Origin of the sequence: Bradyrhizobium sp. ERR14 (genome assembly GCF_014198235.1) — a bacterium.
GTDB lineage: Bacteria > Pseudomonadota > Alphaproteobacteria > Rhizobiales > Xanthobacteraceae > Bradyrhizobium.
On record NZ_JACIHD010000006.1, the window covers coordinates 279,327 to 305,282 of the forward strand.

The 25,956-nt window shown below is 64.7% G+C and carries 24 protein-coding genes and 1 pseudogene; 15 read left to right on the top strand and 10 right to left on the bottom strand.

Features of this window, described 5'->3' with window-relative positions:
• Nucleotide 1: 1 nt before the first annotated feature.
• From GGD62_RS19505 to GGD62_RS19530, 6 genes are all read right to left on the bottom strand, one after another.
• Nucleotides 2-706 carry an ABC transporter ATP-binding protein gene (locus tag GGD62_RS19505; protein WP_183709631.1) on the bottom strand — a complete coding sequence of 235 codons (705 nt, stop codon included), beginning with the start codon at nucleotides 704-706 and terminating at the stop codon, nucleotides 2-4.
• Entirely contained in the window at nucleotides 690-1,421 is a 732-nt protein-coding gene (locus GGD62_RS19510; protein WP_018315620.1) for an ABC transporter ATP-binding protein, read from the bottom strand. Before GGD62_RS19510 ends, GGD62_RS19505 begins: the two co-directional genes overlap by 17 nt.
• Complete coding sequence (locus GGD62_RS19515; RefSeq protein ID WP_018315619.1) at nucleotides 1,418-2,401, bottom strand: branched-chain amino acid ABC transporter permease; 984 nt, start codon at nucleotides 2,399-2,401, stop codon at nucleotides 1,418-1,420. Before GGD62_RS19515 ends, GGD62_RS19510 begins: the two co-directional genes overlap by 4 nt.
• Nucleotides 2,401-3,234: a branched-chain amino acid ABC transporter permease gene (locus GGD62_RS19520; protein ID WP_244550725.1), complete on the bottom strand. Its 834-nt coding sequence runs from the start codon at nucleotides 3,232-3,234 to the stop codon at nucleotides 2,401-2,403. The genes GGD62_RS19515 and GGD62_RS19520 overlap by 1 nt, the downstream gene beginning before the upstream one ends.
• A gap of 196 nt (nucleotides 3,235-3,430) precedes the next feature.
• A complete protein-coding gene (locus tag GGD62_RS19525) occupies nucleotides 3,431-4,675 on the bottom strand; it encodes an ABC transporter substrate-binding protein (protein ID WP_026201530.1) in 1,245 nt (414 codons plus the stop codon).
• A gap of 89 nt (nucleotides 4,676-4,764) precedes the next feature.
• Nucleotides 4,765-5,580: a putative hydro-lyase gene (locus GGD62_RS19530; protein ID WP_179740045.1), complete on the bottom strand. Its 816-nt coding sequence runs from the start codon at nucleotides 5,578-5,580 to the stop codon at nucleotides 4,765-4,767.
• Between the two features lie 119 nt (nucleotides 5,581-5,699).
• Between GGD62_RS19530 and GGD62_RS19535 the strand changes: the two genes are divergently transcribed.
• The 4 genes from GGD62_RS19535 (at nucleotide 5,700) to GGD62_RS19550 (ending at nucleotide 10,047) form a co-directional block, all read left to right on the top strand.
• Nucleotides 5,700-6,617: a LysR family transcriptional regulator gene (locus GGD62_RS19535; protein WP_183709633.1), complete on the top strand. Its 918-nt coding sequence runs from the start codon at nucleotides 5,700-5,702 to the stop codon at nucleotides 6,615-6,617.
• Nucleotides 6,618-6,650: 33 nt separating this feature from the next.
• Entirely contained in the window at nucleotides 6,651-7,901 is a 1,251-nt protein-coding gene (locus GGD62_RS19540) for a Zn-dependent hydrolase (RefSeq protein ID WP_018315614.1), read from the top strand.
• A gap of 12 nt (nucleotides 7,902-7,913) precedes the next feature.
• A complete protein-coding gene (locus tag GGD62_RS19545; RefSeq protein ID WP_183258502.1) occupies nucleotides 7,914-8,825 on the top strand; it encodes an NAD(P)-dependent oxidoreductase in 912 nt (303 codons plus the stop codon).
• A 148-nt stretch (nucleotides 8,826-8,973) separates the two neighbouring features.
• Nucleotides 8,974-10,047: a malate/lactate/ureidoglycolate dehydrogenase gene (locus tag GGD62_RS19550; RefSeq protein WP_183709635.1), complete on the top strand. Its 1,074-nt coding sequence runs from the start codon at nucleotides 8,974-8,976 to the stop codon at nucleotides 10,045-10,047.
• 183 nt (nucleotides 10,048-10,230) lie between these two features.
• On the opposite strand, the gene GGD62_RS19555 is transcribed toward GGD62_RS19550, so the two are convergent.
• Nucleotides 10,231-11,304, bottom strand: a complete 1,074-nt coding sequence (locus GGD62_RS19555; protein ID WP_183709637.1) for a tartrate dehydrogenase — start codon at nucleotides 11,302-11,304, stop codon at nucleotides 10,231-10,233.
• A 154-nt stretch (nucleotides 11,305-11,458) separates the two neighbouring features.
• On the opposite strand from GGD62_RS19555, the gene GGD62_RS19560 reads away from it, so the two are divergent.
• Both GGD62_RS19560 and GGD62_RS19565 read left to right on the top strand, forming a co-directional pair.
• On the top strand, nucleotides 11,459-12,235 hold the full coding sequence (locus GGD62_RS19560; protein WP_091953556.1) for an SDR family oxidoreductase: 777 nt from the start codon (nucleotides 11,459-11,461) through the stop codon (nucleotides 12,233-12,235).
• Nucleotides 12,236-12,358: 123 nt separating this feature from the next.
• Nucleotides 12,359-13,777: an amidase gene (locus GGD62_RS19565; protein ID WP_183709639.1), complete on the top strand. Its 1,419-nt coding sequence runs from the start codon at nucleotides 12,359-12,361 to the stop codon at nucleotides 13,775-13,777.
• 187 nt (nucleotides 13,778-13,964) lie between these two features.
• Here the strand turns inward: GGD62_RS19565 and GGD62_RS19570 are convergent, their stop codons facing one another.
• Together GGD62_RS19570 and GGD62_RS19575 are read right to left on the bottom strand one after the other, a co-directional pair.
• Complete coding sequence (locus tag GGD62_RS19570; RefSeq protein ID WP_183709641.1) at nucleotides 13,965-15,071, bottom strand: amino acid ABC transporter permease; 1,107 nt, start codon at nucleotides 15,069-15,071, stop codon at nucleotides 13,965-13,967.
• A 2-nt stretch (nucleotides 15,072-15,073) separates the two neighbouring features.
• On the bottom strand, nucleotides 15,074-16,261 hold the full coding sequence (locus GGD62_RS19575; protein ID WP_183709643.1) for an amino acid ABC transporter permease: 1,188 nt from the start codon (nucleotides 16,259-16,261) through the stop codon (nucleotides 15,074-15,076).
• An 89-nt stretch (nucleotides 16,262-16,350) separates the two neighbouring features.
• Between GGD62_RS19575 and GGD62_RS19580 the strand changes: the two genes are divergently transcribed.
• The 4 genes from GGD62_RS19580 (at nucleotide 16,351) to GGD62_RS19595 (ending at nucleotide 20,398) form a co-directional block, all read left to right on the top strand.
• Nucleotides 16,351-17,223 (top strand): MurR/RpiR family transcriptional regulator, encoded by an 873-nt coding sequence (locus GGD62_RS19580; RefSeq protein WP_183709645.1) that lies wholly within the window; start codon nucleotides 16,351-16,353, stop codon nucleotides 17,221-17,223.
• 3 nt (nucleotides 17,224-17,226) lie between these two features.
• Nucleotides 17,227-18,576, top strand: coding sequence for an aspartate aminotransferase family protein (locus GGD62_RS19585; protein ID WP_183709647.1), 1,350 nt, complete (start codon nucleotides 17,227-17,229; stop codon nucleotides 18,574-18,576).
• A 10-nt stretch (nucleotides 18,577-18,586) separates the two neighbouring features.
• Entirely contained in the window at nucleotides 18,587-19,600 is a 1,014-nt protein-coding gene (locus tag GGD62_RS19590) for an amino acid ABC transporter substrate-binding protein (protein ID WP_183709649.1), read from the top strand.
• A gap of 147 nt (nucleotides 19,601-19,747) precedes the next feature.
• On the top strand, nucleotides 19,748-20,398 hold the full coding sequence (locus tag GGD62_RS19595) for an aspartate/glutamate racemase family protein (protein WP_183709651.1): 651 nt from the start codon (nucleotides 19,748-19,750) through the stop codon (nucleotides 20,396-20,398).
• Here GGD62_RS19595 and GGD62_RS19600 read toward each other — a convergent pair.
• The gene (locus GGD62_RS19600) at nucleotides 20,395-21,042 is read right to left on the bottom strand and encodes a TetR/AcrR family transcriptional regulator (protein WP_179740253.1); all 648 of its coding nucleotides are present in this window, start codon (nucleotides 21,040-21,042) and stop codon (nucleotides 20,395-20,397) included. The two genes, GGD62_RS19595 and GGD62_RS19600, sit on opposite strands and share 4 nt — an antisense overlap.
• A gap of 155 nt (nucleotides 21,043-21,197) precedes the next feature.
• Between GGD62_RS19600 and GGD62_RS19605 the strand changes: the two genes are divergently transcribed.
• The 5 genes and pseudogenes from GGD62_RS19605 to GGD62_RS19625 all read left to right on the top strand — a co-directional run bounded on the left by GGD62_RS19605 (nucleotide 21,198) and on the right by GGD62_RS19625 (nucleotide 25,947).
• The gene (locus GGD62_RS19605) at nucleotides 21,198-21,407 is read left to right on the top strand and encodes a ferredoxin (protein WP_007607931.1); all 210 of its coding nucleotides are present in this window, start codon (nucleotides 21,198-21,200) and stop codon (nucleotides 21,405-21,407) included.
• 54 nt (nucleotides 21,408-21,461) lie between these two features.
• A pseudogene (locus GGD62_RS19610) lies at nucleotides 21,462-22,682 on the top strand (cytochrome P450).
• Between the two features lie 28 nt (nucleotides 22,683-22,710).
• On the top strand, nucleotides 22,711-24,033 hold the full coding sequence (locus tag GGD62_RS19615) for an MFS transporter (protein ID WP_183709653.1): 1,323 nt from the start codon (nucleotides 22,711-22,713) through the stop codon (nucleotides 24,031-24,033).
• Between the two features lie 3 nt (nucleotides 24,034-24,036).
• Nucleotides 24,037-24,696: a sulfite oxidase-like oxidoreductase gene (locus tag GGD62_RS19620; RefSeq protein WP_018315599.1), complete on the top strand. Its 660-nt coding sequence runs from the start codon at nucleotides 24,037-24,039 to the stop codon at nucleotides 24,694-24,696.
• A gap of 27 nt (nucleotides 24,697-24,723) precedes the next feature.
• Nucleotides 24,724-25,947, top strand: a complete 1,224-nt coding sequence (locus tag GGD62_RS19625) for a bifunctional alpha/beta hydrolase/OsmC family protein (RefSeq protein ID WP_183709655.1) — start codon at nucleotides 24,724-24,726, stop codon at nucleotides 25,945-25,947.
• Nucleotides 25,948-25,956 lie beyond the last annotated feature (9 nt).

The window sequence follows — 25,956 nt, forward strand, 5'->3', positions numbered from 1 at the left end:
GCTACAATCCGAGATACGCCTTCCTCACGTCGGGATTGCCCCTGATCTCAGCCGCGGGGCCCTGCATCAGCACGCGGCCGGTTTGCAGGATGTAGGCGCGGTCGGCGATCTCCAGGCATTCGGCCATGCGCTGCTCGACGATCAGAACGGTCATGCCGGCATCGCGGATGCGCTTTACGGCCTGAAAAATCTCGTCGACCAGTTTCGGCATGATGCCCTGCGAGGGCTCGTCCAGCATCAACAGGCGCGGGCGCGTCATCAGCGCGCGGCCGATCGCCAGCATCTGCTGCTCGCCGCCGCTGAGCGTTTCGGCGCGCTGCTCCAGGCGTTCAGCCAGGCGTGGAAACAGCTGGAAGACGAGATCGAGCGGTCCTTCGCGGCTCGCCTCGCCACGGTAGAGATAGCTGCCGAGACGCAGATTATCGCGCACCGACAGACGCGGGAACAGGCGGCGATTCTCCGGCACATAGGCAATGCCGGTCGCCGTGATGTGGTGCTGCGCCATGCCGTCGAGGCGCTTGCCGTCGAACGTCACGGTGCCTGAGCGCGGACGCTCGGCGCCGGCGATGGATTTGAGCAGCGTCGACTTGCCCGCGCCATTGGCGCCGGCGACGCAGACGATCTCGCCCTTCTGAACCTCGATCGAGATCGAGGAGATCGCGACCAGGCCCTGATAGGCGGTCGTGACTTCACGCACCGACAGCATGACGATCTCCCAGATATGCGCTGATCACCTTGGGATCGCGAACGACATCGGCGGGCTTGCCCTCGACCAGCACCTTGCCGAGATCGAGCACGATGGCGCGGTCGACCAGCGGCATCACGATTTCCATGACATGCTCGACCATCAACACGGTGATGCCGGCATCGCGCACCTTGCGCACCAGCGCGACACCGGTCTGCGCCTCGGTCGGCGTCAGGCCGGTGAGGACTTCGTCGAGCAGCAGCAGTTTCGGCTCGGTCGCGAGCGCACGGGCGACTTCGAGACGGCGCTTCTCGGCCGGCACGAGGTCGCTGGCGAGCACGTCGGCACGCGCGGCAAGGCCAGTGAATTCCAACACCTCATGCGCCTTGCGACGGGCCTCGCGCATTACCGTGTTGCGCACGAGCGCACCGACGATGACGTTGTCGATGACGGTCATGGTCTCGAAGCTCTTGACCACCTGGAAGGTGCGCCCCACCCCGCGCTGGCAGCGTTCGGCCGCCGGCATGTGGGTGACGTCCTCGCCGTCGAATAGAATCGAGCCTTGCGTCGGCGGCAGAACGCCGGCGATGAGGTTGAAGAGCGTCGACTTGCCGGCGCCGTTCGGGCCGATCAGGCCGACGATCTCACCGCGGCCGACCGAGATCGAGACGTCGCTGTTGGCGACGAGGCCGCCGAACCGCTGCCAGACGCCGCGGGTTTCAAGAAGCGCGGTCATCGTGCGGCCCCCGTCTTCTTCGGGCGTGAGAACAGGCTGAGCAGTCCCCGCGGCAAGGCCAGCGAGATCAGGACGATCAGCGTGCCATAGACGATGAGGTCGACGCCGCGCCCGGAGCCGCCGAACTTGAAGCGGGTCAGCTCCGTCAGCGGGATCAGAATGGCGGCGCCGAGCACCGGGCCCCACAGGGTGCCGATGCCGCCGAGCACGGCGGGCAGCGCCATCAAGAGCGAAAACTGGAAGCCCATGACGCTTTCAGGATCGATGTAGGAGACGAACTGGGCATAGAAGCTGCCACCCACCGCGACCAGGAAGGCGGAGACGGCGGCCGCGCCCATCTTGGAATTGAAGACGTCGACACCGAGGCTTTCGGCCGCCTCCGGATTGTCCTTCACCGCCCGCCACCAAAATCCCCATTTGGAGTTCTCCAGCCACCAGGTGACGAACCAGGCGAGGCAGCACAGCGCCAGCGCGAAATAGAAGTACGGCAGCTTGGTGCGCAGGAACTGGAATTTCAGCCAGCTGTCGCCGCGGATCGGGATGGTGATGCCCATCGCGGCGCCGGCCCATTCCCAGTTGTGGAACAGAAGCAAGCCGATCTCGGCGATGACGATGGTGGCGATCACGAAGTAATGGCCGCGCAGGCGGAAGAAGGGATAACCGAGCCCCATCGCGATCAGCGCCGACACCACGCCGCCCGCCAACATGCCGAACCAGGGCAGCACGCCGAACTTCGTGAACAGCAGCTCGGTGGTGTAGGCACCCAGGCCGAAATACAGCGCGTGCCCGAGCGAGATCTGCCCGCAATAGCCGGACAGGATGTTCCAGCTCTGCGACAGTCCCGCATACATCAGGGTCAGGATCAGGATGTTCTGGACGACGACGTCCTTCACGAACAATGGCGTCAGCGCGGCAATCACGGCGAGCACCGCGGCGATGATGAGGTCGCGGCGGCGCCGCGCTGCAAAATCCTTGTCCATCAGATCGATCCGAACAGGCCGCGCGGCCGGATGAAGACGACCAGCAGGTAAACCGCGTAGATGCCGACCGATTTCAGCGACGGCGGCAGCACCAGCGCGGTGACCGCCTCGACGAGGCCGACGATGATGCCACCGGCAAAGGCGCCGAACACGCTGCCGAAGCCGCCGAGCGCCACCGTGACATAGGCGATCAGCGCAAAGGACGCGCCGACATCGGGATAGATATAGAAGAAGCTTGCCATGATCGCTCCGGCGAGACCGACCAGCGCGGCACCGAGGCCCCAGCCGAACGCGAACACGCGGTTCTTGTCGATGCCGACCAGCGCGACCGCACCGGGATCTTCACGGGTGGCTTCCAGCGCGCGGCCGAAATCGGTGCGATGGATGAAGAAGTAGAGGCCGGCAAAGGCGAGAATCGAGACCAGCGCGCCGACCAGCTGCGGCTCCGGCAGGAAGATGCCGGCGACCGAGATGGTTTTGCCGCCGAGCCAGGATTGCGGAATGCTGCGATAATCCGGCGTGAAGAAGAACTGCGCCAGGCCCCGCATCACGATGGCAAGGCCGAAGGTGGTGAAGATCTGCACCATGCCGGCGTTGGCCTTGGCCCGCATGGCAAAGCGAACAATGAGCAGGTAGATCACCGCTCCGAAGATAAAGAGCGCCGCGGCGACCAACGGCGCCGACAGCAAGGGGTCGATCGCGAAGAAGGCGAACAGGAAGAAGGACAGATACATCGCGATCATCAGGAACTCGCCATGGGCGAAGTTCGTGACGTCCATCAGGCCGAAGATCAGCGCGAGGCCGACCGCGATCAGTCCGTACAGCAGGCCCATCAGGAGGCCGCTGGCAAGACTCTGGATAATGGCTTGGGCTGTCAAAAGTCTGTCCCCCGAAATAGATCCTCATCCCGAGGAGCGCGCACCGGCGCGCGTCTCGAAGGATGGCCCAGCCCTCGTCCTTCGAGACGCGGGCTACGCCCGCTTCTCAGGATGAGGGCGGGAGCTGCATCTGAGCTCCCGCGTCCCAGTCTTACTTCATCGGCCAGACCGCTTCCGCGATCGCGGCCTGCGGCGGGAAGATGGTGACGAACTTGCCGCCGATATACTGCAGCAGAACCGGGTCGGCGTCGTTGTTCTGGCCCATCTCGTCGAACTTGACGCGCTTCCAGGGCATGATGGTCTGCTCGCCCGGGATGTCGGTCGCGGCCAGCGCATCACGGATCTTCTCGCCGTCGGTCGACTTGGCGCGGCTGATGGCGTCGGCAAGGATGATCAGGCCCATGAACTGGCGCGAGGTGAGGTCGTTGAAGTCCTTGCCCGACCGCGTCTTGAACATCTCGTTGATCTTGCCGACCATCGGGCGCTTCTGCGCGAGGTCGAGCGAGAAGGTGCCGCGCGAAATCACGCCTTCGAGCTTGTCGCCGACGGCATCGTACAGCGCCTTCTCGGAGAAGCCGGCGTCCTGCGCCACGATCGCGTTCGGTTTGTAGCCGAGTTCGGCCATGGTCTTGACCAGGAGGATGCCGTCGGTGGTGTAGCTCGAGGGCATCAGCACGTCGGCATTCGCAGACTTGAGCTGCTGCACTTCGGCCGAGAGCGAGGGCGAGTTGGCGCGATACTTGATGTCGGTGACGATCTTGTAGGCGCGCTCGCCGGCGATCTTGGCCTGGGCGTTGCCGGAATCGGTGCCGAAGATGGTGTCCTCGTGGAACAGCGACAGCGTCTCGATCTTGGTGCCCTTCTTCTTCATGGCATCGAAGAAGTCGAACATCGCGGCCGAATACATCTCATCATGCGGCGCGGCGCGGAAATAATACTTCAGGCCGCGGCGATGCAGGCTCGGCGAGGAGTTGTCGGCGGACACGAACGGGACCTGGTAGCGCTCGCAGATCTGGCTGACGGTGACGGCGACGGCGCTCTGATAGGTGCCGATGATGGCGGAGACCTTCTCCTGCGTGATCAGGCGCTCGGCTTCGGCGCGGCCCTTCTGCGGATCGGCCTGGTGATCGGCGAACACGAGGCGGACTTTTGCGCCGCCGAGGCCCGGCAGGCCCTCGCCCTTCGCCAGCGGCAGGTCGAAATCGGTGTCCTTGTTGATGACCTCGAGCGCGGTCTCATAGGCCTTCTGCGCGTCGACGCCCTGCTGCGCGCTGCCGCCGGAGAACGGATAGATGACGCCGATCACGACTTCGGAAGTCTGGGCGCGTGCGGCGAGCGGCACCAGTGCAGCGGTCGCGGTGGCTCCCAACAACACGTCGCGGCGAGTGATCGTCATGGCAAAGTCCCCTGTTACTGAATTTCGTCTGATCGGATGAAGCGATTGATGGATGCGGTAAAGCCCGAAGAAGCAGCAAACGCTGCTCACTAAATCACGGCCATGGTCCTGTTCTTGAGATCCGTCACCAGCATCAGGCCCGGCGAATGCGTGATTGCGAACGGAAGCTTGGCGGCGTTGATCACCGATTGCGGCGTCACGCCGCAGGCCCAGAACACCGGAATCTCGTCGTCGGCGACCGGCACCGGATCGCCGTAGTCCGGCTTGGCGATGTCCTTGATGCCGATCAGATGCGGATGGCCGAGATGGACGGGCGCGCCGTGCACGGCGGGATAGCGCGAGGTGATCTGCACCGCGCGGATCGCATCCGCCGGCTTGAACGGACGCATCGAGACCACCATGGGACCGGCGAACGGACCGGCCTCGCCGCAGGCGATGTTGGTACGATACATCGGCACGCGCACATTGCGCTCGATGTGCCGGATCGGCATGCCCTCGTCGAGCAAGGCTTCCTCGAACGAGAAGGAGCAGCCGAGCACGAAGGTCACGAGATCATCGCGCCAATGCTTCGTCACATCGGTCGGCTCGTCGACGACCTCGCCGTCGCGCCAGACCCGGTAGCGCGGCACGTCGGTACGGATGTCCAGATCGACGCCGAGCGAAGGGACGAAAGGACTGCCGACATCGGACATGCCGATGATCGGGCACGGCTTCGGATTGAGCTGGCAAAAGCGATGAAAGGCGCTGGCATATTCCGCCGGCAGGATCGCCAGATTGCCCTGGACGAAGCCGGGGGCGACGCCGGCGGTGGAGGCGACCAGCCCTTGCCGATAGGCAAGCCGCGCCTTGCGGCTCGGAAGGGCGTCGGGCGTTTCAGTTTGCTGCACTGCCACCAAAACAGTCATGTAATCGACCTGCCTATAAACTCGACAAAGACAGCCAACACCAAGCGTGCTATAAAGTCTAATCGTCCTTTCTAATCGATATCGATAAATTCATTTTATCGACGAGGAAAATCCTTCCAATGCTGGACTTCAGGTCGATCGAGACTTTTCTCTGGGTCGTAAAGCTCGGCAGCTTCCGCGGCGCTGCAGCACGGCTCAACACGACCCAGCCGGCGATCTCCCAGCGCATTGCCCAGCTCGAGCGCGAGATGGGCGTGAAGCTCCTCAACCGCGACCACCGCGTCGCCTCGCCGACGCCGAGCGGCCGGCAAATGATGGTCTATGCCGAGAAGCTGATCGGCCTGCGCGCCCAGATGATGGCGGAGATCGGCGACCGCTCGGCGATGCGGGGCGTGATGCGGCTCGGCGTCGCCGAGACCATCGTGCACACCTGGCTGCCGCGCCTCGTGAAGAGCGTGAACCAAATCTATCCGAACCTGTCGCTGGAGATCGAGGTCGACATCACGCCCAACCTCACCGCGCGCCTGCTCGCGCAGGAGATCGAGCTTGCCTTCGTGGTCGGACCGCTGTCGGCGTCCGGCGTGCATAATCGCGTGCTCGCCGATTACCCGATCGGCTTCCTCGCAAGCCCTTCGCTCGGCCTCGGCAAAGGCCGGGTGACACCGGCGGAGCTTGCGCGATTTCCGATCATCACCTTCCCGCGCAAGACCAAGCCTTACGAGGTCGTGCGCGAGGTATTCGACCGGCCGGAGCTGCCGCCGATCCGGCTGCACGCGTCCGCATCGCTCGCGACCGTCATCCACATGGCGGTCGAAGGCCTCGGCGTCGCCGTGATCCCCGACGCGATCGTCGAGAACGAGCTCGCCGACGGCCGGCTGCAGCTGCTCGACACCGATCTGGCGATCGCACCGCTGACGTTCACCGCGAGCTGGCTCGCCTCGCCCGACGTCGTCGCCGTGGAGCGCGTCGCCGAGCTTGCACGGCAGATTGCGCAGAGCAGCCTCGCAGTTGACGCGCCCGCGCTGGCGCGTCATTGAAAAAGGCGCCGGACAATCGAGAGACCCCACCGCATGAGCCGAGCCGCCACCAATCTGCAAATCGATTCCGCCCGCCTCTGGGGCTCCATCCACGAGACCGCGCAATTCGGCGCGACGGCCAAAGGCGGCGTGCGGCGGCTGACACTGAGCAGCGAAGACAAGCTGGTGCGCGACTGGTTCCGCAAGGCATGCGAGGACGCCGGGCTCGAAGTGCACACCGACGCGCTCGGCTCACAGTTCGGCCTGCGCAAGGGCCGCGACATGTCGAAGCCGCCCGTCGGCATCGGCTCGCATCTCGACACCCAGCCGACCGGCGGCAAGTATGACGGCATTCTGGGCACACTCGGCGCACTTGAAGTGATCCGCACGCTGAACGATGCCGGCATCGAGACCGAAGCGCCGATCTGCGTCGTCAACTGGACCAACGAGGAAGGCTCGCGCTTCGCACCCGCGATGATGGCCTCCGCCGCCTATGTCGGCGACTTCACCACCGACGACATTTTGTCGCGCAAGGACGCCGAGGGCACGACCGTCGGCCAGGCGCTGGACAGCATCGGCTATCGCGGCGACAAGCCGGTAGGCTTCCAGAAGCTCGGCTGTTTCGTCGAGTTGCACATCGAGCAGGGCCCGATTTTGGAGGCCGAAGGCAAGACCATCGGCGTGGTCGATTCCGGCCAGGGTGTGCTGTGGTATGACGGCAAGATCTCCGGTTTCGAGAGCCATGCCGGATCGACGCCGATGCCGCTGCGGCGCGACGCGCTGGCGACGTTGTCGGAGATCGTGCTGGCGATGGAATCCATCGCGAAGAAGCACGGCCCGAACGCGGTCGGCACCATCGGCGAAGCCGTGATCGCAAATCCCTCGCGCAACGTCATTCCCGGCGAGATCGCCTTCACCATGGATTGCCGCAGCGCGGACGGCGCCATCATGGACGCGCTCGATCGCGATCTGCGCGCCGCGATTGCCGAAATCGCCGCGCGCCGCAAGGTCGAGGTCAAGATCGACCTGGTCTGGCGCAAGCCGCCGACGCATTTCGATCCCAAGCTGATCTCGGCAGTCGAGAACGCGGCAAAGACGCTCGGTTATTCCTCGCGCCGCATCACCTCCGGCGCCGGCCACGACGCCTGCAACCTCAACACGATCATGCCGGCGGCGATGGTGTTCGTGCCCTGCAAGGACGGCATCAGCCACAACGAGCTGGAGGATGCCACGCAGGGCGACTGCACTGCCGGCACCAACGTTCTCATGCATACCGTGCTGGCGATCGCCGGCGTCGCGTCCTGACCGGAGAGAGCCATGCGCGGAGTTTTCGTCGACGCCAATGAAGCGCTTGCCGTGATCATGGAACGGCTGGAGAAGCCCGGGGATCCCAAGGTACGGATCCACAGGGATCCCGATATCAAGCCCGAGCAATATCCTGACATCCTCGACGGCGCCGAGATCGCCATCGTCGATCACACTGCGCTGCCGACCGAGGTGGCGAAGAAATGTGCGGGGCTGAAGCACGTCGTGTTCCTCGGCACCGGCGCGCGCAGCTACATGAACCCGGAGGAGCTGGCAGAACTCGGCATCTCCGTGCACCTGATCAAGGGCTATGGCGACACCGCGGTCGCTGAATCCGCAATCGCGCTGATGTGGGCCTCGGCCCGCGTCATCGCGATGATGGATCGCGAGATGCGCGGCGGCAACTGGCTGCGCGAAGACGGTATGCAGCTCACCGGCAAAACGCTCGGCCTGATCGGCTTCGGCGGCATCGCCGCCGAGGTCGCGCGCATTGCGTCCGGCAGCGGCATGAAGGTGATCGCCTGGAATCGCTCGCCGAAGAGCCATCCGGGCGTGGAATTCACCGATCTCGACAGCGTGCTGGCAAGGAGCGACGTCGTGTCGCTGCATCTGCTGCTCAATGACGAGACGCGCGGCATGATCACGCGCGAGAAGATCGCAAAGATGAAGCCGGGCGTCATCTTCGTGAACACCGCCCGCGCCGCGATCGTCGACGAGCAGGCGATGATCGACGCGCTGAAATCGGGCCACATGCGCCATGCCGGCCTCGACGTCTTCAACACCGAGCCTCTGCCCGGCGATCATCCGCTGACAAAAATTCCGAACGTGACGCTGTCGGCGCATTCCGCCTTCCGCACGCCGGAGGCGAGCGAGAACCTGATTGAAGCCGCATTGGTTCATTGCCGCCGCATCGTGAATTCGTAGGGTGGGTTAGCCTTGCAGGTGCGCAAAGCGCATCTGCGAGGCGTAACCCACCTCTTTAGTTTCCGCGGAGACAGAAGTGGTGGGTTACGCCTTCGGCTAACCCACCCTACGCTCCCCGCCAAATTGTGAAAGGATAAGAGCAATAACAATGGCCGACTATCGCACCATCAAGGCAGAGCCGCTCACCAACGCCATTCGTGCCATCGTCAAGGCAGGCGGGTCTTCGGACCGCGAAGCCGAGCTCGTGGCCACCAATCTGGTCGAGGCCAACCTCAAGGGCCATGACTCCCACGGCGTCGGTATGATCCCGCGCTATGTCCAGAGCGTCACCAATGGTGGCCTCGCCGTCAACGCGCACGTCAAGATTGTGCTCGACACGGGGCCGCTCCTCACCCTCGACGGACTCACTGGCTACGGCCAGGTGATCGGTCATGAAGCCATGGAGCTGGCAGCCGAACGCGCTAAGCGAAACGGCGTGTGCCTCGTCGGGCTCTCCAATTCGCATCACATCGGTCGCATCGGCCACTGGGCTGAGCAGTGCATCGACCACGGATTGGTCTCGATCCACTTCGTCAACGTCATTTCCCGCCCGATCGTGGCGCCCTGGGGCGGCAGCGATGCGCGCCACGGCACCAACCCGTTCTGCGTCGGCATCCCGCGCGCCGGCAAACACCCGATCGTGCTCGACTTCGCCACCAGCCGGATCGCGCAGGGCAAGACCCGCGTCGCCCACAACAAGGGCGTCGCGCTGGAGCCAGGCACCATCATCGACAACGAAGGCAAGCCCACCACCAACCCGCGCTACACCGTGATCCCGCCGCATGGCGCGATCCTGCCGTTCGGCGAGCACAAGGGCTCGGGGCTCGCGCTCGTGTGCGAGATCCTCGGCGGCGCGCTCTCCGGCGGGCAGGTGGTCAAGGGCCCCTCCGACGGCAAGTACAACGTCCTCAACGGCATGCTCTCGATCGTCATCGATCCCGGCAAGCTCGGCACCGGCGAAAACCTCGCGCGCGAAGTCGAGAGTTTTGTTGCCTGGCAAACCGGCTCGCCGCCTGCCCCCGGCGTCGACAAGGTCAGAATCGCCGGCGAGCCCGAGCGCGAGACCAAGGAGAAGCGCCTTGCCGAAGGCATTCCGGTCGATCCGACCACCTGGCAGGAGATCATCGAGGCCGGGAAGAAGTTCGGGCTGGATCAGGCCGCGATCGAGAACATCGCTGGCTGAAAGGCGCGGGGCACGCCTCTCTTCCCTTCTCCCCTTGTGGGAGAAGGTGGCGCGAAGCGCCGGATGAGGGGTTCGTGCCGCGAAAAATTTTTGAGAGGTTTAACTCCGCGGAGAGATACCCCTCACCCGTCTCGCCGCTAGGCGGCGAGCCACCCTCTCCCACAAGGGAGAGGGTAAAGAGCCTCAATCCACCATATCCGCGACTGCCTTGCCACAGGCCGTGGTGTCGGCGTTGCCGCCGAGGTCCTTGGTGCGGAGCGTGCGTTCGGCCAGCGTGCGCTCGATCGCCTCGACGATCGATTTGCCGGCTTCCTTCTCGCCGAGATGCTCGAGCATCATGGCGCCCGACCAGATCGCGCCGATCGGGTTGGCGACGCCTTGGCCGGCGATATCAGGCGCCGAGCCGTGCACCGGCTCGAACACCGAGGGGAAATCGCCCTCGGGGTTGATATTGCCTGACGGCGCGATGCCGATCGTCCCGGTGCAGGCCGGGCCGAGGTCGGAGAGGATGTCGCCGAACAAATTGGAGCCGACCACGACGTCGAACCAATCCGGATGCAGCACGAAGTTCGCGGTGAGAATGTCGATGTGGTACTTGTCCCACTTCACGCCCGGAAACTTCTTCGCCATCGCTTCAACGCGCTCGTCCCAATAGGGCATGGTGATGGAGATGCCGTTGGACTTGGTCGCCGAGGTCAAATGCTTCTTCGGCCGCGACTGCGCGAGCTCGAAGGCGAACTTCAGGATGCGGTCGACGCCGGTGCGGGTCATCACCGTCTGCTGGGTGACGAACTCGCGGTCGGTGTCGGGGAACATGCGGCCACCGACGGAGGAATATTCACCTTCGGTGTTCTCGCGCACCACCCAGAAATCGATATCGCCAGGCTTGCGGCCCGCCAGCGGCGACGGCACGCCGGGCATCAGCCGCACCGGGCGCAAATTCACGTACTGGTCGAACTCCCTGCGGAATTTGATCAGCGAGCCCCATAGCGAGACGTGGTCCGGAATCTTGGCCGGCCAGCCGACCGCGCCGAAATAAATGGCATCGTGCTTGCCGATCTTCTCCTTCCAGTCGTCAGGCATCATCTGGCCGTGCTTCTCGTAATAGTCCCAGGACGAGAAGTCGAAATGGTCGAAATGCAGGGAGACCCCATGCTTCTTCGCCGCGGCCTCCAGGACGCGCAGGCCCTCGGGCATCACTTCCTTGCCGATGCCGTCGCCGGGAATGACCGCGATCCGGTATTGTTTCTTGCTCATCGAGAACGTCCTTGGTTGGTCCGGCAGTCGCCGCCTTTTGACCGCATTGCAATGGACCAAACGCAGCGGCAGTGCAACGCTGCACTGCAATGTTGACCATGGCGCGGCCAAGCGCCTACTGATTTCATCCTGTTCCTATCCTGCGAGTACCCTCATGGATCTGCATCTGCGCGGCAAGCGCGTCCTGATCACCGGCGCGTCCAAGGGCATTGGCGCCGCCGCCGCCGAAGCGTTTGCCGAGGAAGGCGCGCACCTCCTGCTCGCCGCCCGCAACGGCGACCAGCTCAAGGCGCTGGCCGAGCGCCTGCGTTCCGCCCACCAGATCGATGCCGCAACGAGCATCGTCGATCTTCGCAAGGCCGAGGATCTGGCGCGGCTTGCGAAGGAAGCCGCCGACATCGACGTGCTCGTCAACAATGCGGGCGACATCCCCGGCGGCTCGATCGACAAGATCGACGAGGCGACCTGGCGTCACGCCTGGGAATTGAAGGTGTTCGGCTATATCAACCTGACGCGGCAGATCTACGCGCAGATGAAGGCGAAGGGCGGCGGCGTGATCGTCAACGATATCGGCGCAGCCGGCGAAAAGTTTGACGCCAATTACATCTGCGGCAGCGCCGGCAATGCCGCGTTGATGGCCTTCACCCGCGCGCTCGGCGGAAAAAGTCTCGCCGACAACATCCGCGTGGTCGGCATCAATCCCGGCCCCGTCGGCACCGATCGCCACGTCACCCTGCTCAAGACGCGGGCCAAGCACCAGTTCGGCGACGAGAGCCGCTACAAGGAATTCCAGAAGAGCCTGCCGCTCGGCCGTCCCGCGCATGCGCGCGAGATCGGCGATCTCATGGCGTTCCTGGCATCGGACCGCGCCGGCTATACGTCGGGCGTGATCTACACGGTGGACGGCGGCATCAGCGCTGGCTGGGGCTAACTCTATCCGCATCATTGCGAGCGAAGCGAAACAATCCAGATTGTTGCCCGCGGAGGGACTCTGGACTGCTTCGTCGCTTCGCTCCTCGCAATGACGAACACAATAAGCACAGGAGTAAAGTAATTGTCTCAAGACCTGATCCGTGAAACCGCCTGCGCCGTCGTCGACAAGCTGCGGTCCGGCGATGTATCGCCGCTCGAGCTGCTGGATGTTGCGGAGAAGCGCATCAGTGAGGTCGACGGCAAGGTCAATGCACTGCCGACCCTGTGTTTCGATCGGGCGCGGGACAACGCCAAGGCCTTGATGCGGAAACCCGCCGGCGCGCGGGGGCTGCTCGCGGGCCTGCCGGTGCCGATCAAGGATCTGACCGACGTTGCGGGCGTGTTGAACACGCAGGGCTCGCCGATCTTCAAGGACAATATCCCCGCCAAGTCCGACCTCATGGTCGAGAATCTCGAGGCCAACGGCGCGGTGGTCTACGCCAAATCCAACACGCCGGAATTCGGCGCCGGCGCCAACACTTTCAATGAAGTGTTCGGCGCAACCCTCAATCCCTGGGATACTTCAAAATCCGCGGCGGGCTCTTCCGGCGGCGCGGCCGTGGCGCTGGCCACCGGCATGGCCTGGCTGGCGCAAGGCTCCGACATGGGCGGCAGCTTGCGCAGCCCCGCGGCTTTCTGCGGCGTCGTCGGCATGCGCCCGAGCATCGGCCGCGTCGCACATACCCCCAAATCCGGCATCGATCGCAATCTCGGCGTGGTCGGCCCGATGGCGCGCAGCGTCGAGGATCTCGCGCTGCTGCTGGATGCGATGAGCGGCGATTATGCGGACGATCCGCTGTCGCTGCCGGCGCCCACGACCTCGTTCCTGTCGGCGGCTCAGTCCGGCAAGAAGCCGAAGCGCATCGCCTATTCGCCCGATCTCGGCATCACGCCTGTCGATCCCGAGGTGAAGGCGATCACGCGCAAGGCGGCGGAACGCTTTGCCGAGGCTGGCGCCATCGTCGAGGAGGCGCATCCGGACTGGCGCGATGCGCATGAATGCTTCCACGTTCTGCGCGCCTTCGATTTCGCGATCACCAAGGCCAATCTGCTGCGCACCAAGCGCGACCTGCTCAAGCCCGAGGTGATCTGGAACATCGAGGAAGGCCTCAAGCTGACGGTCGAGCAACTCGAACGCGCCGAGGCCCAGCGCGTCGGCATGACGGCGCGCGCGGTCGAGTTCTTCAAGACCTACGATTTGCTGCTGACGCCGACCACGATCGTGCCGCCCTTCCCGATCGAACACCGCTATGTCGCCGAATGCGCCGGCAAAAGATTCGACAATTACGTCGAGTGGCTCGGCATCGTCTACGCCATCACGCTCGCCTGCTGCCCCTCGCTGTCGCTGCCATGCGGCTTCACGGCGTCGGGCCTGCCGGTCGGGGTGCAGGTGGTCGGTGCACCAAGGGGCGATGCGCAGGTGCTCGCGGGCGCGAAGGTGCTGGAGGATATTCTGGGTCTGCGCGGCACCACGCCAATCGATCCGAAGGTGAGGAAGTAATTCCACTCTACACCGCGCGCTCCGTAACACCCTCTCCCCTTGTTGTGGGAGAGGGTGGCTCGCCGCATAGCGGCGAGACGGGTGAGGGGTATCTCTCCACAAGGGACTCCCTCGCCGTCTGAATTCGACGATAGAACCCCTCATCCGGCGCTTCGCGCCACCTTCTCCCACAAGGGGAGAAGGAAGATCACCTCCCGCCCGTCGCTTCCAGGCTACGGCTGTACCGCGACATCGCGAAGCAGAACACAAAGTAGATTGCAGCGACGAAGATATAGACCTCGACCGAAAACTGTTGCCACGCAGGATCGATGATCGCCGTCTTCGCCGTCGTGAGCAGATCGAAAATGCCGATGATCAGGACGAGGCTGGTGTCCTTGAAGAATGCGATGAAGGTGTTGACCAGCGGCGGGATGACATGGCGGATCGCCTGCGGCAGGATGATCAGCCGGTTCTTGCGCCAGTAGGACAGCCCGAGCGCGTCCGCCGCTTCATACTGCCCGCGTGGCACGGCCTGAAGGCCGCCGCGGATGACTTCGGCGAGGTAGGCGCCCGCAAACAGGATGATCGCGATCTGTGCGCGGAGCAGCTTGTCGATGTTGAATCCGCTGGGCATGAACAGCGGAAACATCACGCTTGCCATGAACAATAGGCTCACCAGCGGCACGCCGCGGATCAGCTCGACATAGAGCACGCTGAGCGAGCGGATCGCCGGCAGCTTCGAACGCCGGCCGAGCGCGACGAGGATGCCGAGCGGAAACCCGAAAGCCAACCCGAACGTCGCCAGTATCAGCGTGACCGGCAGGCCGCCCCAGCGATCCTGCGAGACGAAGGAAAGGCCGAGCACGCCGCCCCACATCAGCACGCTGATAAGCGCGAGCGCGCCGATCCAGAGATAGATGAGTTCGCGCCGCCACAAAACGCGACGGGTCGAGAGAAAGTACAGTGCGATGAACAGTACGACCGACAGCGCCGGCCGCCACTGCTCGTCGAACGGATAGGTGCCGAACAGGATGAAGCGGTACTTTTCGGGAATGATCGCCCAACAGGCGCCGAGGCCGCGCACCGCGCGGCAGGCGCTGGAATCGTTCGCCGGGGTCAGCCAGACGGCATTCGCGATGCCCCACTGGACGAAGCTGAAGATGCCCTTGGCGAGGATCGCCAGCAGCACGACGGTGAGGATGCCGTTCGGGATCGACGAGAACAGATTGGTACGCAGCCAGCGCAACACCGGATTTCCCATCTGCGGGCGGCGGGCGGCGCGCGGCACTTCCGGCATGTCGGTGATCGCGGTCATGCTCAGCGCTCCACCAGCGCGATGCGCGCATTGTACCAGTTCATGAAGAAGCTGATGGAAAGGCTGATGGTCAGGAACACCGCCATGATCAGCGCGATCGCCTCGATCGCCTGCCCGGTCTGGTTCAGCGTGGTGTTGGCGATCGAGACCACGTCCTGGTAGCCGATCGCGACCGCGAGCGAGGAATTCTTGGTCAAATTGAGATACTGGCTCGTCATCGGCGGCACGATGACGCGTAGCGCCTGCGGCAGGATGATCTGCCGCAGCATGAAGCTGCGGCGCAGGCCAAGCGCGTTGGCGGCGTCCCACTGTCCGCGCGGCACCGACTGGATGCCGCTGCGCACGATCTCGGCAATGAAGGCCGAGGTGTAGGTGACGAGCGCGATCAGCAGCGCGAAATATTCTGGGGCGAGCGTCAGCCCACCGACGAAATTGAAGCCGCGCAGCTCCGGCCACTCGATCTTCCAGGACACGCGAAGCAGTACGGACACCAGAACGGGCAACGCGAGGATGAAGCTCACCGCAAAGGGCCATACCGGCCGGGGTCTGCCGTCGCGCATCTGCTGCACGATCAGCCATCGCCGGATGAGATAGACCACGGCAAGGCCGAACACCGCCGTGCCGAGCACCCAAAGCTGGGGCGGGCCAAGCGGAATGGCCGGCAGGATCAGGCCGCGATTGGACAGGAACACGCCCTCGACCGGCCGCCATGCCGCGCGCGCGGCGGGCAGCGCCTGCATCAGCACGTACCAGAACAGGAGTTGAAGCAGCAGCGGGATGTCGCGGAGCGTTTCGACATAGACGGCGGCAAGTCGTGACAGCAGCCAGTTGGCCGACAGTCGCGAGATGCCGATCAGGGTGCCCAGGATAGTCGCGAGCACGATGCCGATCACGGCGACGCGCAAGGTGTTGCCGATGCCGACGACGAAGGCCCAGAGATACGTGTCTCTCGGATTATAGGCGAGCAAGCTGTCGGCGATGGGCATGCCGGCCTCGCGTCCGAGGAAGGCAAAACCGGTCGTGATGCGGCGCGCCGAAAGGTTGGTGACAGTGTTGGACCAGAGAAAGCCGATGACCGCGAGCGCGATCCCGACCACCAGCACCTGCCAGAACAGGCCCTGCAGCTCGCGGCGTCCCCATGCGCCAAACAGGCGGCGGCGCGGTGGCGGTCTCGGCGTGTCCGATGTCACGGCACAAAAACCCTTCTCGAGAGGCAGCGATTTCCGGGCGGCACACGTCAACTGTTGCACCAATCTATATTTCGTGCAACAAATGTTTCATGGTCGAGTCCGCGAAATCCTCGCCGCTGAGCGAACTGCGCATTGCATTGCCATCGCTGCCGATGCGGCTGCAGGAAGTCGGGCGCTTCGTCGCCGCCAACGATTATGACGCCACCACCCGTTCGATGCGCGACCTCGCTGCGGAAGCCGGCGCCGATCCCGCCGCGTTCACGCGGCTCGCCAAGGCGATCGGCTATTCGGGCTGGGACGAATTGCGCGCGGCGCTGACCGAGGCGCGGCGACCATCGCAGACCTCGCCCTTCTCCGGCCGCGCCAGAAGCCGCCGGCCCGGCCCGAATGCCGATGTCGCGCTCGTCACCGACAAGCTCGAAGCCGAGGCCGACGGCCTTCCGCGCATTCCGGCGCAACCGATCGCGGAGGCCGCGCGCTCCCTGCATGAGGCCGAGCGGATCTGGATTGCCGGCTATCGCAGCTGCCGCAGCGTTGCCGAGCTCCTGAACTACGAGCTTCGGCTGTTCCGCCCCGAGCAGGTGCAACTCGTCGGCGTGTCCGGCCCCGACGATCTCGACCTCGGCGCCTTCCGGCCGGGCGAAGCCGTCATCGTCATCGGCTTCCTGCCGTACACCCATGCGAGCGTCCGCGTCGCGCAAGCCGCTCATCACAGCGGCGCGACGCTGATTGCCATCGCGGACACCCTCTCTGCGCCGATGGCCGAGGGCGCCGACCATTTGCTGCTGTTCGAGGCGGCCTCCTCTCCCGGCTTCTTCCCGAGTCTCACCGGCGCGATCGCGATCGCGCAGTCGCTGGCTGCCGTAACGTTCTCGCTCGGCGGCGCCGCCGCGAAGAAGCGCCTGGAGAATACCGAGGCGCGGCTCACTGCTGCCTCCATCTACGTCTCAGAGAAAGGTTGACCCATGGCCGCTCGCACCAGCCGTGTGCTGCACCGCTCGCTCCGCGAGACGCCGCCCAAGGCGATCGGCGGCGAAGGCGTCTATCTCTTTGCCGAGGACGGGCGGCGCATCATCGACGCCTCCGGCGGTGCGGCAGTCTCCTGCCTCGGCCATCAGCATCCACGCGTGATCGCGGCGATGGCAAAGCAGGCCTCAACGCTGGCCTACGCGCATACTGCTTTCTTCTCCTCCGAGCCCGCCGAGGCTCTCGCCGAGACGCTGGTCGGCCATGAGCCGGGCGGTCTTGCCTACGCCTATTTCGTCAGCGGCGGGTCCGAGGCGATCGAAGCGAGCATCAAGCTCGCGCGGCAATATTTCATCGAGCGCGACGAGCCGCAGCGGCAACATTTCATCGCGCGGCGACAGAGCTACCATGGCAACACGCTGGGCGCCCTCGCCGCCGGCGGCAATGCCTGGCGGCGCGCGCCCTATGCGCCGCTGCTCTCGGCCGCCTTCAGCCATGTGACGCCGGCGTTTGCCTATCACGAGAAGCGCGACGGCGAATCCGATGCGCAGTTCGTGGCGCGTCTGGCGGCGGAGCTCGAAGCGGAATTTCAGCGGCTCGGTCCCAACACGGTCGCGGCGTTCCTCGCCGAGCCGGTCGTCGGCGCCACCGCCGGCGCGGTGACGGCGCCGGACGGCTACTTCAGGGCGGTGCGTGAGATCTGCGACCGGCACGGCGCGCTGCTCATCCTCGACGAGGTCATGTGCGGCATGGGCCGCACCGGCACCACGCATGCCTGGGAGCAGGAAGGCATCGCGCCCGACATCCAGGCGATCGCAAAGGGGCTCGGCGGCGGCTACCAGCCGATTGGGGCGATGCTCGCGAGCGGCAAGATCATCGACACCATCCGCGCCGGCTCGGGCGCCTTTCAGCACGGCCACACTTATCTGGCACATCCCCTCGCCTGCGCCGCCGCACTGGCGGTGCAGGAGGTGATCCGCGAGGACGGCCTGCTCGAGCGCGTCAAGGAGCGCGGCAAGCAGCTCGAACAGCGCCTGACCGAGCGCTTCGGCAATCACCGCCATGTCGGCGATATCAGGGGCCGAGGGCTGTTCTGGGCGATCGAGCTGGTCTCTGATCGCGCCAGCCGCACCTCGTTCGATCCTGCGCTCAAGCTCAATCAGAAGATCAAGGCGGAGGCCTTCGCCAATGGGCTCGGCTGCTATCCCGGCGGCGGCACCGTGGATGGCGTTCGCGGCGACCACGTGTTGCTGGCGCCGCCCTATATCGCCTCCGCAGAGGAGATCGACCTGATCGTCGACAAGCTCGGCACGGCCGTCGACAACGTGTTGCGTAGTGTCAATCACTGAGGGGAGTAGCATGACGAGGAAAGTGGTTATCGCAGCGAGCGTGCTCGCTGCATCGACAATTGTCGCATCCGCCGCGACGCTCGACACGGTGAAGAGCCGCGGCACGCTGGTGTGCGGCGTCAGCGCCGGCTTTGCCGGTTTCTCCGCGCCCGACTCGCAGGGCAATTACAAAGGTCTCGACGTCGATTATTGCCGCGCGCTCGCGGCCGGCGTGCTGGGCGATGCCAGCAAGGTGCGCTACGTCTCTCTGACCGCGCAGAACCGCTTCACCGCCCTGCAGTCAGGCGAGATCGACGTGCTCTACCGCAACTCGACGCAGACCTATCTGCGCGGCGTGACGCTGGGCTTGCGGCAAGGTCCGATCAACTTCTACGACGGCCAGGGCTTTGTCGTGAAGAAGGATCTGGGCGTCAAGGACATCAAGGACCTCAAGGGCGCCACCGTCTGCGTCGCGCAGGGCACCACGCATGAGGTGACGCTCGGCGATTACGGCCGCGCCAACGGCATCGACTGGAAGCCGCTGGTGTTCGACCGCGTCGACACCATGTACCAGACATTCTTCGGCGGCCGCTGCGATGCCATGACCCAGGACGCCTCCGCACTCGCCGGCGCCGTGACCACCGCCGCGCCGAACCCGGCCGATTACGTCGTGCTGCCGCAGACCATCAGCAAGGAGCCGCTCGGGCCCTTCACCCGCAACGGCGACGAGGTCTGGAGCGACATCATCACCTGGCTGCATTACGGCCTGATCGAGGCCGAGGAGCTCGGCGTGACGCAGGCCAATGTCGAGGAGATGGCGAAGTCGCAGACGCCCGCGATCCAGCGCCTGCTGGGCGCCTCCGGCGACCTCGGCTCGCGGCTCGGGCTCGACAACAAATGGCTGGTCACCGCGATCAAGGTCACCGGCAATTACGGCGAGATCTACGAACGCAATGTCGGCAAGGCGAGCCCGCTCAAGCTCGATCGCGGCCTCAACGGCCTCTGGAGCAAGGGCGGCTTGATGTACGCGGTGCCGTTCAAGTAAACCGTGATCGTGTCCCGGACGCGCTGCGGCGTGCAACACCGCTGCGCAGAGCCGGGACCCATCAGCCACAATGGGCCCCGGCTCTGCAGCGCAATACTGCACATTGCGCTGCGTCCGGGGCACGAGACCCATGGATAGCCACCTTAGATGACGACGTCCCCTCGCATCGCCCTGATCCACGCCCTCAAGCACTCCATCGCCCCGATCGAAGCGGCGTTCGCCAAGGCCTGGCCAGAGGCGCGGCTGATGAACCTGCTCGACGACAGCCTGTCGGCGGATCTGGCCCGCGACGGCGCACTCAACGATGCCATGACAGAGCGCTTCCTCGCGCTCGGCGACTATGCGGCGGCGACCGGAGCGAACGGGATCCTGTTTACCTGCTCAGCTTTCGGCACCTGTATCGAGGCGGTCGCGCGCGCGCATGCGCCGATGCCGGTGCTCAAACCCAACGAAGCCATGATCGAGCGCGCAGTGACGATGGGCAGGCGGATCGGCCTGCTGTCCACCTTTCCGCCGACCCTGGCCTCGATGCCGCCGGAGTTTCCGGCCTCCGTCCAAATCGTGCCGAAGCTTGCCGAGGGCGCGCTGGCGGCGCTCGACCGCGGCGACCGCGCTACGCACGACCGGCTGATTGTTGAAGCTTCGCGCGATTTGCGCGATTGCGACGTCATCGCGCTGGCACAGTTCAGCATCGCCTCGACGGCGCCTCTGGTGACGGAAGCAACCGGCCGTCCCGTCGTAACCACGCCTGAGAGCGCGGTCGACAAGCTGATGAAGCTGCTGAAAGCGAAGGCTTAGGCACCTGTCGCTTTTCGACGCCGCGCGCCCTTGATGGCAGCGGCGAGCGCGGCCTTCGTTTCGCTGACGAAATCCTCGACCAGTTCCTCGCGCGTGGCGTGCGCGGCCTCGCCGGTGAACAGGCCCTGCTCGGCCAACATCACCACGCCGTGCAACGCCGCCCAGATCTTGAGCGCCTGACGTTCGCGCAAATAGCCGACGGCGGGCGCTTCCAGGGCTTCGATCACGAGCGAGAAGGTCTCGCGCGTGGCCTCGTGCAGCTCGCTGCCCTTGTCGGCGCATGCCACGGTGCGGGACGCGAACATCAAGCGGTAGATGCCGTTGCGGCGCAGGCCAAACTCGAGCGTCGCCTGCGCCAGCCGCGACAGCTTTGATTGCTTCGACGTCCCAGCCATGGCCTCTCGCAAGATCGCGCTGAGCTGCCTGAACGCCTCCGCCGTCACCGCTGCAAGCAGCGCCTCGCGGTCGGCGAAATGCCGGTACGGCGCCGGCTGCGACACACCGAGCTGCTTTGCCAGCGCCTTGATGCTGATGGCCTCGGCGCCGCCCTGCTCCGCCTCGCGCAAAGCGGCCTTGACCAAGGCATCGCGAAGATCGCCATGATGGTAGGTGTTCGCGGGCTTGCGGGCGAGTTGTGAGCGCATGGTGGGGCGAACCTATAAGTTTGCGCTTGACAGGGAAAGCCTGTCGCGAATGTAATAGCATATAACTTAAAGCCGGCGGCGAATGCCGCGGATAAAATTGACATGAGGAACGCGCCGCCATCGGGCCACGCGCGGATACGACCGAGGATGCCGCCATGACAGAGCGACTGAGGGTTCACGTCGATCCCGACAAATGCCAGGGCCACGCGCGCTGCAAGGCCCTCGCGCCGGAACTTTTCGAGCTGGACGAATACGGCAACGCCCACGAAGCCGGCGACGGCACGGTCCCGCCGGGGCTCGAGGACAAGGCGTGGCTTGCCAAATCCAACTGCCCGGAAATCGCGATCGATGTGATCGAGGAGTAGCGCGCGGCCGCCCCCGCGTCCTTCCAGCGAACACGAGCCAAGGGATTCCCTGCCATGTCCGACGCCAGTCCGCCTGCCGCCCATCCGCCCGTCACCGACTGGGTCCATGATTTCGACCATACCGATCCGCAATAGACGGAGGATCCCTTCCCGATCTGGGACGAGCTGCGCGCAGCGAGCCCGGTCGTGCACACCGAGCGTTTCCTCGGCTGCTACATGCCGACGACCTATGAGGCGGTGCGCGAGATCGCCAACGACACCGAGCATTTCTCCTCGCGCCGCATCATCGTGCGCGACGTCCGTCCCGAGATCGCGAGGAACGCCGCCCCGCCGATCACCTCAGATCCGCCCGTGCACAAGCCGGCCAAGCAACTGTTGCTGCCGCCCTTCACGCCGGACGCGATGAAGAAGCTGGAACCGCGGATGCGCGCGATCTGCAACGAGCTGATCGACGGCTTCATCGCCGATGGCAAGGTCGACGCCGCCGCACGCTACGCCAAATATATCCCGGTTCGGGCCATCGCCCACATGCTCGGCATCCCCGAGAGCGACAGCGATCTCTTCATCAACTGGATCCACATGATCCTCGAGCTGGGCATCAAGGACGAGAGCAAGCTGCTGCAGGCCGTGCAGGAGATGAGCGCCTATTTCAGCGCGCATATCGAGGCGCGCAAGGACAAGCCGACCGACGATCTCATCTCCTACCTGATGAACGCCAAGGACAAGGAGGGCAACCCGCTCGAAGACTCGCACGTTCTTGGCTCGCTGCGCCTGCTCCTGATCGCCGGCATCGACACCACCTGGAGCGCGATCGGCTCCTCGCTCTGGCACCTCGCGAAGACGCCGGGGGACCGCGAGCGACTGATCGCCGAGCCGGGACTGATCCCGACCGCAGTTGAGGAACTGCTGCGCGCCTATTCTCCGGTGACGATGGCCCGCGAGGTGGTCAAGGAGACCACGATCTCGGGCTGCCCGGTCAAGGCGGGCAACATGGTGCTGCTGTCGTTCCCGGCCGCCAACCGCGATCCAAAGATGTTTCCGGACGCTGACAAAGTCGTGATCGACCGTCGCGAAAACCGGCACGCCGCCTTCGGCCTCGGCATTCACCGCTGCGTCGGTTCCAACCTGGCACGCATGGAGATGCAGGTTGCGCTGGAGGAATGGCTGAAACGCATTCCAGATTTCCGGCTCGATCCGGCAGGCGCGGTGACCTGGTCACAGGGCACGGTGCGGGGCCCCCGCCAGTTGCCATTCTTGCTCGGAAAGGCGATGTAGGCCTTTCCAGACAACGGAGAGGCCGGACGTGACTGAACAAGCAATTCAACCGGCCTCCGACCACATCGACATCGCCGACGCCAAGCGGCGGATCAAGGCGATCTTCATCGGCTCCATCGGCAATCTGGTCGAGTGGTACGATTTCTACGCCTATACGGCGTTCGCGCTCTATTTCGCTCCCGCCTTCTTCCCAGGCAACGACCCCGTCGTGCAGCAATTGAACGTCGCCGTCGTCTTCGCGGCGACGTTCCTGATGCGGCCCCTCGGCGGCTGGTTCTTCGGCTATCTCGCCGACCATTTCGGACGGCGCATCTCGCTCACGCTCTCTGTCGTCTTCATGTGCTTTGGTTCGCTGATCATCGCGCTGACGCCGACCTATGCCACGATCGGATTCGCCGCGCCGGTGATCCTGGCGCTCGCCCGCGTCATCGAAGGCCTCAGCCTCGGCGGCGAATATGGCGCAAGTGCCACCTATCTCAGCGAGGTCGCCGACCCCAAGCACCGCGGCTTCTATTCGAGCTTTCAATACGTCACCCTGATCGGTGGCCAGCTCACCGCGATCATCGTGCTGCTGCTCCTGCAAAAGGTCTTCCTCACTCCACAGGAGCTGAAGGACTGGGGGTGGCGTATCCCCTTCGCGATCGGCGCAGCGCTCGCGATCTTCGCCGCGGTGATGCGGCGCGGCCTGCACGAGACGGAGGCGTTCGAGGAAGCCAAGAAGGTAGTCAAGCCGACCGGCTCGATCATCAATTTGCTGCGTTATCCGCGCGAGCTGTTGCTGGTGGTCGGCCTCACCGCCGGCGGCACCGCGGCGTTCTATACCTTCACCACCTACATGCAGACCTTCGTCAAGCTTTCGGTCGGGCTGACCGAGGACCAGACCACTTTCGTGATCTTCGGCACCCTGGTCTTCGCGACCATCCTCCAGCCGATCTACGGCGCAATCTCCGACAAGATCGGACGCAAGCCGCTCTTGATCTTCTTCGGTGTCGCCGGCACGCTTGCGACCGTGCCGCTGTTGATGACGCTGAAGGAGACCAAGTCGCCCTTCGTCGCGTTCGTCCTGATCTGCTGTGCCTGGCTGTTCGTCGCCGGCTATACTTCGATCAACGCGGTGGTGAAGGCCGAGTTGTTCCCGACCAATGTCCGCGCGCTCGGCGTCGGCCTGCCCTATGCCATCACGGTATCGGTCTTCGGCGGCACCGCGCCAGCGATCGCGCTCTATTTCAAGAGCATCGGGCACGAGGAATGGTTCTACTTTTACCTCAGCGGCATCATCTGCCTGTCCCTGGTGATCTATGCTACCATGCGCGACACCAAGCACACTTCGGCAATGCATCGGCACGAGTAGACCATGGCTGACGAGACGCCATCCGACAGCAAGCTGACGCGCACCAAGGAGAAATGGGCGCGCGAGGGCCGCTTTCTCACGGGGAAGATCACGCGGCCGGAGGACCAACGGCTGCCGCCCGGCCAGCACCTCACCAAGGACTGGCCTGTGCTCGATCTCGGAGTCGTGCCGCCGGTGTCACGCGAGCGCTGGCGGCTCGACGTCTATGGCGCGATCGAGAGCCCCGTGTTCTGGACATTCGCCGAATTCATCGCGCAGAAGCAGGCCCGGTTCACCTCCGACATCCATTGCGTCACCACCTGGTCGCGCTACGACAATGAGTGGGAAGGGCTTGCCACGCGCGAGCTGCTCGCGGCCTGCCAGCCGCGCGAGGACGCACGCTTTGTGACGCTGCATTCCCATGACGGCTACACCACCAACCTCGCGCTGGAAGACTTTGCCGCCGAGGATGCGCTGCTCGCCCATAGCTGGTCCGGCCAGCCGCTGACGGAGGAGCATGGCGGCCCGGTACGGTTGGTCGTGCCGCATCTCTATTTCTGGAAGAGCGCGAAATGGCTCCAGGCCATCGAATTCCTGACCGAGGACGCACCGGGCTTCTGGGAAGTCCGCGGCTATCATAACCGCGGCGACCCCTGGGCCGAGCAACGCTATTCCGACGATTAGAATTCAAGCAGGAACGAGGGGAAGCCCATGCCGACGGAACGCTTTCAATTCACCGGCGAAGGCGGACATCAGCTTGCCGCCGCACTGGAGTTGCCGGACGGCGAGCCCGCGGCCTACGCGCTGTTTGCGCACTGCTTCACTTGCGGCAAGGATACGCTCGCCGCCAAGCGCATCTCGGTCGCGCTGGCAGCCAAGGGCATCGCGGTCCTGCGCTTCGACTTCACCGGGCTCGGCTCGAGCGAAGGCGATTTCGCCAATTCGACGTTTTCGTCCAACGTCGCCGATCTGATCCGCGCGGCCGACCATCTGCGCAGTGCCCGCAAGGCGCCGTCGATCCTGATCGGCCACAGCCTCGGCGGCGCCGCGATCCTCGCGGCAGCCGGACGTATCCCGGAAGCCAGGGCAGTTGTGACCGTCGCGGCGCCATCCGATCCGGCGCACGTGACCGGCCTCTTCAGGCAGCATCTCGACAACATCCGCGCGCAGGGCGAGGTCGAGGTCTCGCTCGCAGGACGGCCGTTCCGGATCAAGCGCGAGTTCCTCGAGGACATCGCCGAGCACGAGCTGATGAAGGACATCACGGGACTGCACAAGGCGCTGCTGGTGATGCACTCGCCGGTCGACGACACCGTCGGCATCGACAACGCGACCAAGATCTTCGTTGCGGCCAGGCACCCCAAGAGTTTCGTCTCGCTCGACCATGCCGATCATCTGCTTGCCAAGCCCGCCGACGCCCTCTACGCAGCCGACGTGATTACGGCCTGGGCCAGCCGCTACATCGACACCGCAAAGCCCGCGAAGGCGATGGATCTGCCCGAGGCGCCGCGCCAGGTCGTGGTGCAGGAGACCCGCAAGAGCAAGTTCAACCAGCTCCTCACGGTCGGACCACATCGTCTGGTGGCGGACGAACCGGTCGCCGCCGGCGGCGAGGATGCCGGTCCTGGGCCCTATGACTTCCTGCTCGCTGGCTTAGGGGCCTGCACCTCCATGACCATGCGTCTTTATGCCGACCGCAAATCGCTGCCGCTCGACCGCGTCACCGTCAGATTGAAGCATTCCAAGATCTACGCCAAAGACTGCGCGGAGTGCGAGACACGCGAAGGCATGCTCGACCAGATCGAACGCGACATTGCGATGGATGGCGCGCTTGATGCCGAGCAGCGCAAGAAATTGATGGAGATCGCCGACAAGTGCCCCGTGCACCGGACATTGACGTCGGAGATCCGCATCGTGACGAAGGCCGTGGACTAGCGCGACTGC

Bases quoted from the DNA above. Each gene is read 5' to 3' on its own strand.
- GGD62_RS19505 (WP_183709631.1), bottom strand. From the start codon at position 706: ATGCTGTCGGTGCGTGAAGTCACGACCGCCTATCAGGGCCTGGTCGCG.
- GGD62_RS19570 (WP_183709641.1), bottom strand. From the start codon at position 15,071: ATGACCGCGATCACCGACATGCCGGAAGTGCCGCGCGCCGCCCGCCGC.
- GGD62_RS19555 (WP_183709637.1), bottom strand. From the start codon at position 11,304: ATGAGCAAGAAACAATACCGGATCGCGGTCATTCCCGGCGACGGCATC.
- GGD62_RS19550 (WP_183709635.1), top strand. From the start codon at position 8,974: ATGGCCGACTATCGCACCATCAAGGCAGAGCCGCTCACCAACGCCATT.
- GGD62_RS19600 (WP_179740253.1), bottom strand. From the start codon at position 21,042: ATGCGCTCACAACTCGCCCGCAAGCCCGCGAACACCTACCATCATGGC.
- GGD62_RS19590 (WP_183709649.1), top strand. From the start codon at position 18,587: ATGACGAGGAAAGTGGTTATCGCAGCGAGCGTGCTCGCTGCATCGACA.
- GGD62_RS19510 (WP_018315620.1), bottom strand. From the start codon at position 1,421: ATGACCGCGCTTCTTGAAACCCGCGGCGTCTGGCAGCGGTTCGGCGGC.
- GGD62_RS19605 (WP_007607931.1), top strand. From the start codon at position 21,198: ATGACAGAGCGACTGAGGGTTCACGTCGATCCCGACAAATGCCAGGGC.
- GGD62_RS19560 (WP_091953556.1), top strand. From the start codon at position 11,459: ATGGATCTGCATCTGCGCGGCAAGCGCGTCCTGATCACCGGCGCGTCC.
- GGD62_RS19585 (WP_183709647.1), top strand. From the start codon at position 17,227: ATGGCCGCTCGCACCAGCCGTGTGCTGCACCGCTCGCTCCGCGAGACG.
- GGD62_RS19530 (WP_179740045.1), bottom strand. From the start codon at position 5,580: ATGACTGTTTTGGTGGCAGTGCAGCAAACTGAAACGCCCGACGCCCTT.
- GGD62_RS19515 (WP_018315619.1), bottom strand. From the start codon at position 2,401: ATGGACAAGGATTTTGCAGCGCGGCGCCGCCGCGACCTCATCATCGCC.
- GGD62_RS19620 (WP_018315599.1), top strand. From the start codon at position 24,037: ATGGCTGACGAGACGCCATCCGACAGCAAGCTGACGCGCACCAAGGAG.
- GGD62_RS19625 (WP_183709655.1), top strand. From the start codon at position 24,724: ATGCCGACGGAACGCTTTCAATTCACCGGCGAAGGCGGACATCAGCTT.
- GGD62_RS19595 (WP_183709651.1), top strand. From the start codon at position 19,748: ATGACGACGTCCCCTCGCATCGCCCTGATCCACGCCCTCAAGCACTCC.
- GGD62_RS19535 (WP_183709633.1), top strand. From the start codon at position 5,700: ATGCTGGACTTCAGGTCGATCGAGACTTTTCTCTGGGTCGTAAAGCTC.
- GGD62_RS19540 (WP_018315614.1), top strand. From the start codon at position 6,651: ATGAGCCGAGCCGCCACCAATCTGCAAATCGATTCCGCCCGCCTCTGG.
- GGD62_RS19520 (WP_244550725.1), bottom strand. From the start codon at position 3,234: ATGGGCCTGCTGTACGGACTGATCGCGGTCGGCCTCGCGCTGATCTTC.
- GGD62_RS19580 (WP_183709645.1), top strand. From the start codon at position 16,351: ATGGTCGAGTCCGCGAAATCCTCGCCGCTGAGCGAACTGCGCATTGCA.
- GGD62_RS19525 (WP_026201530.1), bottom strand. From the start codon at position 4,675: ATGACGATCACTCGCCGCGACGTGTTGTTGGGAGCCACCGCGACCGCT.
- GGD62_RS19545 (WP_183258502.1), top strand. From the start codon at position 7,914: ATGCGCGGAGTTTTCGTCGACGCCAATGAAGCGCTTGCCGTGATCATG.